The organism is Cytophaga aurantiaca DSM 3654, from assembly GCF_000379725.1.
GTDB lineage: Bacteria > Bacteroidota > Bacteroidia > Cytophagales > Cytophagaceae > Cytophaga > Cytophaga aurantiaca.
Map to the genome: position 1 here is coordinate 1 of NZ_KB903637.1, position 13,080 is coordinate 13,080.

A 13,080-nucleotide genomic window follows, 5' to 3' on the forward strand; every position below is an offset into this window, starting at 1 on the left:
TAGGCTGCAAGTGTAAAGTCAGAAATGGCATAGCTGAGCAGTACTAATAACCCGATAATTTTCTTTGCAAGAGTACTTTGATATACCACTAATCATTAGGTCAAACTATTATCGTTTGCAGCGGAGTTCCAACGGAACTTGACAGTTACAGACAACATCCTTAATGGTGGTTATAGCGTTGGTGTTCACCTCTTCCCATTTCGAACAGAGAAGTTAAGCCCAACAGCGCCAATGGTACTGCAGTCAAATGTGGGAGAGTAGGTCGCCGCCAACTTATTATTAAAACCCCTTCACTCTACAGTGATGGGGTTTTTTCATTTTATACTACTGCCACCATAACATACAATCCTCGAACAAAAGCTATTACAGCTTAATGTACAGCTTATAATTATATATTTATTTCACAAAGGAATCTTATACTAGAAACATTTTAGTGTATTTTTAAGTATAATATAATTGGAGATATTTCAACTAGCTTATTTTAAATCTTCAGTTATGGAATGATCTTGATGTATTCAAATAATACAGATAGTGTGCTTTATTTATAGCAAGCGGATTTATTTATATTTTTAAAATAACATTTCTGACCTATGGATCAAATTGCAGATTTTGTAACACATATATTGGGAACGGAGTCCTGGCCTGCAAGGTGGTTTTGCGGTACATGGAGCGATTTTCACGGATGGTTATACATAGTATCAAGCTTAACAATTTGGGCTGCCTATTTCGCTATTCCATTTAGCATGATTTATCTGATTAGTAAGAAAAAGGACACACTACCTTTTCAAAGAATATTCTGGCTGTTCATTATTTTTATATTGAGTTGTGGTTTAACACACCTTGTTGACGCAGTGATTTTTTGGTATCCGGTATACAGACTTAGCGCTCTTGTACTAGCGTTCACAGCTATAGTATCGTGGATTACGGTTATCGGAATTTTTAAAGTTGTTCCGGATGCATTAACATTAAAATCTCCGCAGCAACTAGAGCAAATTGTAATTGAAAGAACTCAGCAATTAGAGACATCAAATGATAATTTAATACGTCTAAATAAGGACATGGACAATTTCATCTATTCCGCATCGCATGACCTCAAATCTCCTGTAAACAATATTGAAGGATTGATTCAATTACTTAAGGCTGAATTAGACTCAACGAATAACAAAACAGTAGCTGATCTAATCGAAAGGATTGAATCATCCACACATAAAGTAAAAAATACTGTATTAAATCTTACTGACATTGTTAAAATACAATCCAACCCGTATCAAGACATTGAGATGGTTGACATACGGGAAACAATAAAAGAGATACTTCTTGAAAATGAAATGCTTGTTCATGAAAGCAAAGCAATCATAACCTTTTCGTTAAATATTGAGGCAATAGAATATAGCAAGCAAGCTTTTAAAAGCATACTTTACAATTTAATTAATAATGCGATTAAATACAGATCTCCTGACAGAATCCCGATGATCGAAGTGTGCTCTAATTACAATCCATATACAAAACGAAATGAAATAAGCGTAAAGGATAATGGATTGGGCATTGATCTCAATTTGCATAGAGATAAAATATTTAATTTATTCAAAAGATTCCATGATCATATTGAAGGCTCAGGTATAGGATTATATATTATTAACAAGATTGTTGAAGGTAAAGGCGGCAAGATAGAAATTGAAAGCACAGTTAACGCAGGCTCAACGTTCAAAGTAATTTTTTAAAAAAGAAAATGATGTACCAATCAGTATTATTAGTAGATGACGATGAAGATAGCAACTTCATTAGCCAGTTAGTAATAAAAAAATCCAGCATAACGGATTCAATAACGTGTGTAAAAAATGGTAACGAGGCGTTGCAATTCATTATTAATTACCAACCAACTAATGCAGATATTACTGAAGGAGAATACGATCAAATTATATTCTTAGATTTGCATATGCCTGTCATGGATGGATTTGATTTTCTGGCACAATTAACTGCGAAGATGCCAGACTATACAAAGCGAATTAAAATATATATACTTACCTCGTCAAGTAATCCTGCAGACATTGCTAAAGCCAAACAATACACGATTGCGGGCTATATAAACAAGCCGTTAGATGTAAATAAAATTAAATCATTAATAGGCTAAAGTAAAAAGAGGCTTTGCCGGATAAGCAAAGCCTCAGAAACAAATTAAAACACCCTCTTGTTTTAATTGAATTGATTTTTATAGTTAGCTTTAGATTTTTGCCCTTGAACATTCGTTGCTGCATTTGCATTAGCAGGAGCTAAAACATAATTTCTTTTAACAGCTTTATTTGTTCTTTGGCTTCTAAGTGCTACTTCTTCACCAGTCATGTTTGCTCTTTTGTCAGTCGCCTTTTTAGCCTTATTTGAGTGCTTATAATTATTAACAGACATCTGAGGATCGTTATTTGAATTTTGCGCAAAAGAAGTACCTAAACTTAATGCTACAAATGTAATTAGTGCGAATATCGTTTTCATAATTGTACAGTTTTTGTGTTGAATTACTATACAATTATACGCCTATAATTCAGGCGTGTAAGTACCATAAAAGCTGTATTTATTTCACGGTATTTTACTAGTGACGCATCCGTTAAAACCCTTAGATCAGGTTTAATTCCATTGCTTTTTTAATCAATTCTGCAGAATTATGCACTTCCATTTTTTTCATAAGGTTTATCCTATGTGTCTCTACCGTACGAACACTTATGCATAATTTGTCTGCAATGAGTTTTGTACTAAGGCCCATAGAGACTTCTTTTAAGATCTCTTTTTCACGTTTTGTAAGAACTTCATTCAATTGATTTCCCTTTATTAAGTCAGGATTGGCTAAACCATTCAAAATAATTGAGTAAATATCAGGAGAAAAATATTTTTGCCCTGAGCTTACCGCTTTAACTGCTTTAATAATTTCTTCATGATCCGTATTCTTCAGAAGATATGACAAAGCTCCTGCCTGCACGCTCTTCAGTACGTATTCCGGATTATCATGCATGGAAAGCATAATAAATTTCACGGAATGATTGTATTGTTTCACTTCTGTAATTACTTCTATACCTGTCTTCTTAGGCATCGTAATGTCAAGCAAAACAATTTCAGGATTTAATGAGTCGATTAACTGAACAAGTTCTTCTCCATCCGCAGCTTCTCCGATTACGTCAAATTCATCTATAGATTGAAGCAACGCTTTTATTCCATCTCTGATGAGAACGTGATCGTCGGCAATAACTATGTTAATCTTTTTCATAAAAGCACCATTTCATTAGAAGAACAAAGGTACGCAAATAGAAATACTCGTACCACGACTACTCGATTCAATATGGAATTTACCATCTATCAATTTCGCTCTTTCGTTCATATTTCCCAAACCTTTCCCTTCACTCTTTTTATTTACGTCAAAACCTACGCCATTATCCTTTATAAGCATATCAATCTGTTCTTCAGATTCAAGAACTTCTACCGTAATTAGCGTCGTATTTGAATATTTCACAGCGTTGTTAATCGCCTCCTGAACTATTCTGTACAAACTTATCGTGATGTCAAAATTATTCTTAGGTGGCTGACTGTAGCTAAACTTCTCGTAATTAAGTTCGATAGGCAAATGATATAATTTGCTTGAATAATCAACAAGTGATTTTAGACCTGCCTCTAATCCAAAATCAATCAAAACAGCCGGCATTACATTGTTTGAAATGCGTCGCAGTTCTTTAATGGTGTCATCTATAATTTGCTGAATATCTTTTTTACTTTGATTTTCTTCCTTCAACAAACCAATGCGTAATCTAATGGCTGTAAGCATCTGTCCTAAGCCATCATGGAGTTCACGGGCAAGTCTTTCCCGTTCCTTTTCCTGACCTTCAATCAGCGCACTTGTCTTTTGCTTCGTCAACACTTTCTCTTTCTCTTTTCCGTCAACAATATCATCACGCATTTTTAACAATGCACTGCCCAGGGTATCTTCATTACTTAATGCATTATATTCCGAAGAAAAATCACCTTGCCCTATAGCTTCGGCAAATGTTGCGGTAGCTGATATACGCTCTTGTAAATTAATGATCGCATCTTCAATTTTTCCGATCTCATCTTTTGAGAAATTTTGTTTTCGAAATGGTTGATTGAATTTACCCAGAGAAATATTATCAATTAAGCGCGTTAAATTTTCAATCGGATTTACAATACGTTTAACAAGAACAAGTGTAACGATCATTAATGCAAACGAAATAAATACTGCAATTGCTAACATGTAATTGCGAATACTTACTACAGGAGCCATTGCTTCATTCAAATCAATTTCTGAAATCAATAACCAATCAACACCTGAAATATTAATTTTACTTTGAACGCTGATTACTTCTATTCCCCGGTAATCTTTAATAACAGCACTATGCTTCGAATTGTCCGGGCTGTATGGATTTAAGGTAGCTGCCGTTTTAACTAAAATAGTATGAGGTAGCGTACTTTGCAAGAAACGCGATTTGCTTCTCATGTAAAAATCTGTACCGACCAGATACGATTCACCTGTTTGGCCCATACCTGAACGAATCTCCAGGATATCTTCCAGATATGAATGGTTAATAAAATACACTCCCCAGATAGAAGCGTTTCGCAATTTAAATACGCACAACAATTGAGCATGTGCTTCATTAAATAAATTTGTTATATCAACAAAGAAAATTTCATTTTGCAAAGAAGCATGTGTATGCTTGAATTGATGGTGTAAATAAGATAATGTAGAATCACTCAGATAATTGAGCCGTGATGTGTGTTGTATAACATGCCCGAGGGAATCCATAAAGACAATGTCTTTATAGGTAGGCAGCATAGATGGATTAAACAACGAATCATTGCTGTTGATTTTATAATTTTTATCTAAGATGTGTAAATTATTAATACTATTAAGCGCATTCAATTGAAATTCATCATCTCTAATTTCTCTAACAATACCGGATAAAAAATCTTCTATCGATTTCTTTTTAATTACATTAACAGCAACTAATTGATTTGATGTTTTTTCAATAATTGTTTTTTTGAAAATCAAATACAGAATTATAGAAACAGTTAAGAGCGTAACAATCCCAATCAATAAATACGAAATGGCAAGTTTCGTAGAAATCGTTAAGCGCTCAACAAAGCTAAATCTTGATTCTTTAGGCAATTTTTTTAATGTTTAGTTGAATGTAACCCAAACGCAGTTGAAGAATGTGGCAAATTGCATTTTATTATACGATTAAAGATAAAAAATACATTCAGTAAAAGGATGTTTTAATAGATAAAATTGCACTAAATCAGATTGTTGGGCACGCAAGGAATTGTTAGTTGAATTATTTTTGTAGATTTAGTAAAGACTCTTATAAATATACATTCACAACGCATTCAATAAGATAAATTCCTATGGCAAAAGATTTTTCAAAACTTTTAAAGTATGCAGAAACGCTTAAAGTAAAACCGAAACAGCAGGTTGATTTAAAAAAGCATTTTCATACAGATTATGATCATAAAATGCTTTCTCAGGAAGAAGGGGAAGAGCTGTTGCAGCTCGGTATTGTGAAATTATCTGAAATGCAGGACAAGCTTTATGCAAGCGGGCATCATAGTGTATTGATCATTTTTCAGGCCATGGATGCAGCGGGCAAGGACAGTACAATCAAACACATCATGACCGGTTTAAATCCGCAGGGAGTAAAGGTTGTAAGCTTTAAGACGCCAACTAAAACCGAATTGGCACACGACTATTTATGGAGGCATTATATAGAGCTTCCAGCGGCGGGTCAAATAGGCATATTTAATCGCTCTCATTATGAAAATGTATTGGTGACCCGTGTGCATCCTGAATTTATTTTAAATGAAACCATTCCGGGTGTATCAAGCTTAAAAGACATCAATCAAAAGTTCTGGGATAAACGGTTCAATCAGATAAACAATTTTGAAGAACACTTATCTGACAACGGAACCCTCGTTTTGAAATTTTTCCTTCACGTTTCAAAAAAAGAGCAGAAGAAACGTTTTATGGAGCGAATTGACAATCCATCTAAAAATTGGAAATTTTCTATAGGAGATATTGGAGAGCGAGCCCGTTGGAAAGATTATCAACTGGCATATGGAGATATGTTATCGAATACTTCTACCAAACACGCGCCTTGGTTCGTAGTGCCTGCCGATGATAAATGGTTTATGAGATTGTGTATAGCGGCAATTATATATAAAGAATTTGAAAAGTTGAATTTGAAATATCCGGTAATAACAACAGAACAAAAAGCAGATTTGGCAAAAGCTAAAGTGCAATTAAATGCTGAAAAGTGATTTGATTAAGCAAATGAACGGAGGGTAACTACCCCCTCCGTCATTTTTGCTGTTTGAAAGACTCTATCTAAAAATCTTACTCGAAAAAAAATCCCCGACGAATAAGTATACAAGTATACGGTAAATAATTCTATTTTTAAAATTATATTACATCTATTACAGATAAAAAAAACCTTAATTAACAAAAGTTAATAAAGCTTAAAAAGGCTAATTTGATTGTTTGAACATTGTTTTTGTCACTTAAGCGATTAATTTACTTGTTGAAAATAATAAAAAAAGCTACATGTATGACATGTAGCTTTTTACGTAAGCAAGTAGCTAGAAATTATTTAGCTGCGCTGTATAAAGAAGCAACTTTTGACCAGTTAACTACATTCCAGAATGCCGCGATATAATCCGGTCTTCTGTTTTGATACTTTAAATAGTATGCATGCTCCCAAACATCCAAACCTAAGATTGGAGTACCTTTTACTTCAGCTACATCCATTAAAGGATTATCTTGGTTTGGAGTAGAAGAAATTTTTAGTTCTCCGTTTGCAACAAGTAGCCAAGCCCAACCTGAACCGAAGCGAGTAACACCTGCAGCAGCAAATTGTTCTTTAAAAGCATCAAACGAACCGAAAGCCTTGTCGATTGCAGCAGCTAGATCACCAGTTGGAGCGCCGCCATCATTAGGACCTAAGATTGTCCAGAATAAAGAGTGGTTATAGTGACCGCCACCATTGTTGCGGATAGCCGGAGTATATTTACTGATATTTTTGCAAATTTCTTCAATAGATAAAGATTCTGCATCTGTACCTTTTATTGCGTTGTTTAAGTTTGTTACATAAGCATTGTGGTGCTTACCATGGTGAATTTCCATAGTCGCCTGATCAATGTTCGGTTCTAAAGCGTTAGTAGCATACGGTAATGCCGGTAGTTCAAATGCCATAATAGTATATGTGTTTAAAATTGATTAATTAATTTTTGAATAATACATAAGTTAGAATTAATTTCTGAGTTTACGAAAGAAATCAAGCAATAGCTTTTCACTTTCTTCGGCAAAAGGCCCCTGTTTAACAATCGTTTTAGGATGCATTTTCAAATCAGGGATAACACTGTAACCCCGCTTTACATCCTTTGCAGCATAGACAACATTACTGATCTGCGACCAGGTCAATGCTCCCGCGCACATTACACAGGGTTCCAGCGTAACATATAACGTACAGTCTACTAAATATTTTCCACCCAGGAAATTTGAAGCAGCCGTAATGGCAAGCATTTCGGCATGTGCCGTAACATCAGAAAGTAATTCGGTCTGATTGTATGCACGGGAAATAATCTGATTATTACTTACAACAACTGCACCTACAGGAATCTCTCCCTTATCAAATGCTTTTTGAGCTTCTTTTAAGGCTTCACGCATAAAATGCTCTTCGCTGTGTATCGAAAGCATAGCGTTTATTTTTTGTGCTTTTTTTGTTCTTCCAAAATTTGTTGCGGGCTCACTAAGCCTTTCGCTGTAGGCTTTTCAGCTACAGGAATGGATTTGCATGCCTGATTGGTATTTACGTGAATGGTTTGCATCATAGCACGTGCAATTGGCTGATTGGCTGCCTGAAAAGCTTTAGCACAATAGAAGTTAAATATCAATAAATGGTTTGCATTATCGGGCGCTAATTTTTCTGTATTAGTTTCCGCCTCACCAACAGTTTTAGCTAAAATCGAAATCAATAAGTAATGATATCCTTGTGTATTATCAAACAGTGAATTGTACTCGTATCGCACGTATGGCCTGCCATTGATAGAAATGATGTCTTCCTGAATGAACATAACAGTATCATATGATTCAACGATTGTTGAATGAAAAATATCTTTTAGAATTGCCAGATCCAAACCGCCCCAGCGCGACTTGCTGATGTTTAAACCAAAATCAACTGTGCGGTCTAAATTGGTAAACATCGATACTGGTTTTTTTGTAGAAGGGTATTTATTTGCAATATCGTCATCCGACATTTGCGTATAATCTTTAGGCATACCAACAGTAATGCCCTCAACCATTTGTTGCGTTTTCAATTTGGGTTCGCCTGCAGATAAAAGTAGAAAAGCGAATGCAATGAATGCGATATTTTTCATAAAACCTGAATTAGTCGGACAAGGTACAAAAATAGGCTTTTCGAAAGTAGTCTATGGCTTATTAAATATCACCCAATTGAGTAAAAAACGTTTAATTAAACAGTAAGAAAGATAACGTATTGAAAAATAGATATTTTAGTACTACAATCCGCATAATACATGAATCAGGAGACGATGTGTTTAAATTAAAAATATCAGTGAAATTTTATAAAAAACGCCTAAATTGTAGGTCTGTTTAAAATACTAAATTTAGAGAAGCTATGTTACGTTCTCAGACGTGTGGTGAATTAAGAATATCGGATGTAAATAAAGAAGTAACTCTGTGCGGATGGGTTGCACGTGTACGTGATAAAGGCGGCATGATATGGGTTGATTTGCGCGACCGTTATGGTATGACACAGTTGATCCTGGAAGAAGGAAAATCATCTGCAGAAGTATTAGAAACGTCTCGCAAACTTGGACGTGAGTTTGTGATCAAAGCTACAGGTATTGTTATTGAGCGTGTGGCAAAAAATCCAAAAATGCCTACTGGAGATGTTGAAGTAAAAATTTCAGCACTTACAATATTAAACGAATCAAAAACACCACCGTTCTTAATTGAAGATGAAACAGATGGCGGTGATGAAACTCGTATGAAGTATCGTTATCTTGATCTAAGAAGAGATGCGGTACGTAAAAATTTAGAGTTGCGTCACAAAGTTTCAAGAGAAACAAGGACGTATCTAGATGCGAATAATTTCCTTGAAGTTGAAACGCCTGTATTGATCAAGTCTACACCGGAAGGGGCAAGAGACTTTGTGGTTCCTTCAAGAATGAACCCTGGACAATTTTACGCATTGCCGCAGTCGCCACAAACGTTTAAACAATTGTTGATGGTAGCTGGCTTCGACAGATACTTTCAAATTGTAAAATGCTTCCGTGATGAAGATTTGCGTGCAGATCGTCAACCGGAATTTACACAGATAGATTGTGAAATGTCTTTCGTTGAACAGGAAGATATTTTGAATATGTTTGAAGGCTTGGTGCGTCACTTGTTTAAAACAGTAAAAGAATTCGACCTGCCGGAAGTGCCTCGTATGCTGTTTGCAGATGCGATGAAATATTATGGTAGTGATAAGCCGGATATCCGTTTCGGAATGAAGTTTGTTGAACTTACAGATGTTGTACAATCACAAGGTTTTCAGGTTTTCGATGAAGCAAATCTTGTGGTAGGTATCAACGCGGAAGGTTGTGCAGAATATACACGTAAAGAAATTGATGCCTTGACAGATTTCGTAAAGCGTCCACAGGTTGGAGCTAAAGGAATGGTGTGGGTGCGTTATGCTGCCGATGGCACATTGAAATCTTCCGTAGATAAGTTTTATTCTCCAGAAGATTTGAAAAAAATCGCTGAACGTTTCAATGCGAAACCAGGCGATTTAATGTTGATCCTTTCAGGAAATGGAAACAAAGTTCGCGGACAATTAAACGACTTGCGTCTGGAAATGGGAAGCCGCCTAGGTTTACGTCCGAAAGACAAGTTCGCAGCACTGTGGGTAATTGATTTCCCATTGTTAGAGTTTGGCGAAGAAGAACAGCGTTGGTTTGCAATGCACCATCCGTTCACATCTCCGAAAGACATTGATGCATTCATGAAACTTCCGTTTGATCAATTGGGTAGCGTGAATGCAAATGCATACGATTTGGTTATCAACGGTGTTGAAGTTGGCGGTGGTTCTATTCGTATACATGACAGAACCGTTCAGAATAAAATGTTTGAAGTATTAGGCTTTACGGAAGAAGAAGCAAAAGCACAATTCGGCTTCTTACTTGAAGCATTTGAATATGGTGCTCCTCCGCACGCTGGTCTTGCATTTGGCTTTGACAGGTTATGTTCGATCTTCGGTGGTGTAGATTCTATACGTGATTTCATCGCCTTCCCTAAAAACAATTCAGGAAGAGATGTGATGATTGATTCGCCATCAGTGATAGATGACAAGCAATTGAAAGAATTAAGCATTGATGTTAAAGTTGCTGTAAAGGCATAAACAGTATGGGAAAAGCAAATCATAAAAAAGATAAAGAGAAAGCATTTCGATTTGCTTCAACGATCTTTTTATTTGCTGCTGCTGTTGCAATAATATGGGCCGTAGGTTGTTTTGAAAATGAAGATACCACATTAGGGGTTCCATTATTAATCACAGGATTTGTTTTGATCGGTATAATGATATGGACATTCTATCATCCTTTTTACCCTGTTTTATTAGGGTTAATTATTCTGATAGGTTTAGTCACAATGTTATACCAAAAAGCAGACAAATCCACATTCAATTTAATGGGTAGATATTTGTTTGCAGGAATCGCCGCCACGGGTTATGCCTTGGTTGTAGGCTTTAAAGATTGGAGATTAAAAAACAAAGAACACAAAAATAACATTGAATAAAATAAGAAGTCCCGTTTATAAGCGGGACTTCTTATTTTAATTTAAAAATAAACGAATTGAAAATATCCTTATTCATACCACCCTTAACTCAGATAAATACACCATATCCTGCAACAGCCTACCTTAAAGGGTTTCTGAATGAGACGGTATATAATAACTGTTCACAGGCTGATTTAGGCTTGGAGTTGATTCTGGGAATTTTCAATAAGAAAACAATTGGTGAATTGTTTGACGAAGCATCTTTGCAACAAGATCTGTCGCCAAATGTACAGCATATTTTGAGTCAGCGTCATCGATATGAATTTTGTGTCGACGCAGTTATCCGTTTTCTGCAAAATAAAAACATTACGCTTGCACATAAGATCTGTGCAGGAGATTATCTTCCGCAGGCCTCACGTTTCGAAGCCTTGAATGAAGAAGTTGAATGGCTCTTCGGCAGTATGGGTATACACGACAAAGCTAAAATGCTTTGCACCTTATTCATTGAAGACATCGGAGATTTAATCATTGAATGTATCTCACCTTACTTTGGATTCAGCCGTTATGCGGAAGATATTGCACGTTCTGCAACATCTTTTGATCCATTGCTAAAATTATTGCAGGCGAAAAACAGCAGCATAGATAATATCTTAATATCCATTATAGATAAACACGTTGCTGTAGAACAACCGGATATTGTAATTTTCACAATACCTTTTCCCGGCAATGTTTACGGGGCATTTAAAGCTGGACAGTATATAAAAAATAATTATCCGCATATAAAAATTGCGATGGGCGGAGGTTTTCCGAATACGGAATTGCGAAGTCTATCAGACGCGCGTGTATTTGATTTTACAGATTTCATTTCGTTGGACGATGGTGAAAGACCTATTCTCAACATATTGGAATATTTAGAAGGTAAGAGAGAAAAAAATTTATTGAAACGCACATTCGTTCGCGAAGAAAATGAAGTAGTATATGTCAATGGCTGCAAGATGCCGGACATTGCGCACAGTAAAACAGGTACACCAGATTACACAGGTTTGTTATTGGACGACTACATTTCTATGTTAGAGATGGCGAATCCGATGCATCGCTTGTGGAGTGATGGACGCTGGAATAAATTAACAGTCGCACATGGTTGTTATTGGAAGAGATGTTCGTTCTGTGATATTTCATTGGACTACATTGGTCGCTATGAGCCTGCTGCAGCAAGTGTATTGGCTGATAAGATTGAAACTATTATCGCACAAACCGGCACAACGGGATTTCACTTTGTAGACGAAGCTGCGCCACCTCTGGTGATGCGTGATCTTGCATTAGAAATTTTAGATCGTAAGATGGATATTTCCTGGTGGGCAAACATTCGTTTTGAAAAAACATTTTCAGATGATTTGTGTAAGCTGTTGGCTGCATCGGGTTGCATTGCAGTTACAGGTGGTTTAGAGGTGGCATCGGATCGTTTGCTGCAGATGATGGAGAAAGGCGTGAGTGTAGCGCAGGTGTCTCAGGTAGCATCGAACTTCACGCAGGCAGGTATTATGGTACACGCCTATCTGATGTATGGCTTTCCCACGCAAACAGCACAAGAAACAATCGATTCGTTAGAAGTAGTACGCCAGTTGTTTGAAGCAAAGGTTTTACAATCGGGTTTCTGGCATCGTTTCTCTATGACAGCACACAGTCCGGTTGGTTTGAATCCGGAAAAGTATCAGGTTGTAAAAATCGGACCGGAAGATGGAAATTTTGCGAATAATGATTTGATTCACGAAGATCCGAAAGGCTGCGATCACGATCTGTTTTCAGAAGGGTTAAGAAAATCCTTATACAATTTTATGATGGAAAATTGTTTAGACTGGCCGGTGCAAGATTGGTTTGATTTTAAAACACCAAAAACAACGTTATCGCCAAAGCTTATACAATCCTATATTAATGAAGGCTTCAGCGATGACGAAGAAAAACTTCAGTATAAAATATGCTGGACAGGAAATCTGCCAACATTTACACAACAAGGAAAAAATGTAAAGGTTGGTATTGAAACGCCGCACGGAATAATTATTACAAAGCTTGATGTGAAGTCTGCTGAATTTATGGAGCGTCAACTGAAACAATTAACTACATCTCATAAATCACTGCCAGTGCTTTCAGATTTTTTAAATGAATATACTTCTGAAACTGCTTTACCTAAAGAAAACTTGTTGCATTCAGAAACGTGGAGTGCAATAAGGGACGCAGGGTTGTTGTTGATTAGGTTTTAG

General features: G+C 36.2%; 12 protein-coding genes and 1 rRNA gene. 7 read left to right on the forward strand and 6 right to left on the reverse strand.

Going from position 1 to position 13,080, the window contains the following annotated elements; all coding sequences use genetic code 11:
- Positions 1-162 precede the first annotated feature (162 nt).
- The 3 genes from rrf (at position 163) to A3EE_RS0109990 (ending at position 2,131) form a co-directional block, all read left to right on the forward strand.
- Positions 163-274 (forward strand): 5S ribosomal RNA (rrf, locus tag A3EE_RS0109980).
- Between the two features lie 316 nt (positions 275-590).
- A complete protein-coding gene (locus tag A3EE_RS0109985) occupies positions 591-1,721 on the forward strand; it encodes a sensor histidine kinase (protein ID WP_018343302.1) in 1,131 nt (376 codons plus the stop codon).
- Between the two features lie 8 nt (positions 1,722-1,729).
- Positions 1,730-2,131: a response regulator gene (locus tag A3EE_RS0109990; protein WP_018343303.1), complete on the forward strand. Its 402-nt coding sequence runs from the start codon at positions 1,730-1,732 to the stop codon at positions 2,129-2,131.
- Positions 2,132-2,193: 62 nt separating this feature from the next.
- Here A3EE_RS0109990 and A3EE_RS0109995 read toward each other — a convergent pair whose 3' ends face one another.
- From A3EE_RS0109995 to A3EE_RS0110005, 3 genes are all read right to left on the reverse strand, one after another.
- Positions 2,194-2,487, reverse strand: a complete 294-nt coding sequence (locus A3EE_RS0109995; protein ID WP_018343304.1) for a hypothetical protein — start codon at positions 2,485-2,487, stop codon at positions 2,194-2,196.
- A 121-nt stretch (positions 2,488-2,608) separates the two neighbouring features.
- Entirely contained in the window at positions 2,609-3,253 is a 645-nt protein-coding gene (locus A3EE_RS0110000; RefSeq protein WP_018343305.1) for a response regulator, read from the reverse strand.
- Between the two features lie 15 nt (positions 3,254-3,268).
- Entirely contained in the window at positions 3,269-5,161 is a 1,893-nt protein-coding gene (locus A3EE_RS0110005) for a sensor histidine kinase (protein ID WP_018343306.1), read from the reverse strand.
- Positions 5,162-5,397: 236 nt separating this feature from the next.
- Here A3EE_RS0110005 and A3EE_RS0110010 point away from each other — a divergent pair, with 236 nt between their 5' ends.
- Positions 5,398-6,306: a polyphosphate kinase 2 family protein gene (locus A3EE_RS0110010; RefSeq protein ID WP_018343307.1), complete on the forward strand. Its 909-nt coding sequence runs from the start codon at positions 5,398-5,400 to the stop codon at positions 6,304-6,306.
- A gap of 325 nt (positions 6,307-6,631) precedes the next feature.
- Here A3EE_RS0110010 and A3EE_RS0110015 read toward each other — a convergent pair whose 3' ends face one another.
- The 3 genes from A3EE_RS0110015 to A3EE_RS0110025 are packed head-to-tail and all read right to left on the reverse strand — an operon-like array spanning position 6,632 to position 8,421.
- Entirely contained in the window at positions 6,632-7,237 is a 606-nt protein-coding gene (locus A3EE_RS0110015; RefSeq protein ID WP_018343308.1) for a superoxide dismutase, read from the reverse strand.
- Positions 7,238-7,294: 57 nt separating this feature from the next.
- On the reverse strand, positions 7,295-7,741 hold the full coding sequence (locus tag A3EE_RS0110020) for a nucleoside deaminase (protein ID WP_018343309.1): 447 nt from the start codon (positions 7,739-7,741) through the stop codon (positions 7,295-7,297).
- Positions 7,742-7,746: 5 nt separating this feature from the next.
- Positions 7,747-8,421, reverse strand: coding sequence for a hypothetical protein (locus tag A3EE_RS0110025; protein WP_018343310.1), 675 nt, complete (start codon positions 8,419-8,421; stop codon positions 7,747-7,749).
- Between the two features lie 260 nt (positions 8,422-8,681).
- On the opposite strand from A3EE_RS0110025, the gene aspS reads away from it, so the two are divergent.
- From aspS to A3EE_RS0110040, 3 genes are read left to right on the forward strand one after another with little or no spacing between them, the layout of a single operon-like run.
- A complete protein-coding gene (aspS, locus tag A3EE_RS0110030) occupies positions 8,682-10,448 on the forward strand; it encodes an aspartate--tRNA ligase (RefSeq protein ID WP_018343311.1) in 1,767 nt (588 codons plus the stop codon).
- Between the two features lie 5 nt (positions 10,449-10,453).
- Entirely contained in the window at positions 10,454-10,843 is a 390-nt protein-coding gene (locus tag A3EE_RS0110035; RefSeq protein WP_018343312.1) for a hypothetical protein, read from the forward strand.
- A 56-nt stretch (positions 10,844-10,899) separates the two neighbouring features.
- On the forward strand, positions 10,900-13,080 hold the full coding sequence (locus tag A3EE_RS0110040) for a B12-binding domain-containing radical SAM protein (protein WP_018343313.1): 2,181 nt from the start codon (positions 10,900-10,902) through the stop codon (positions 13,078-13,080).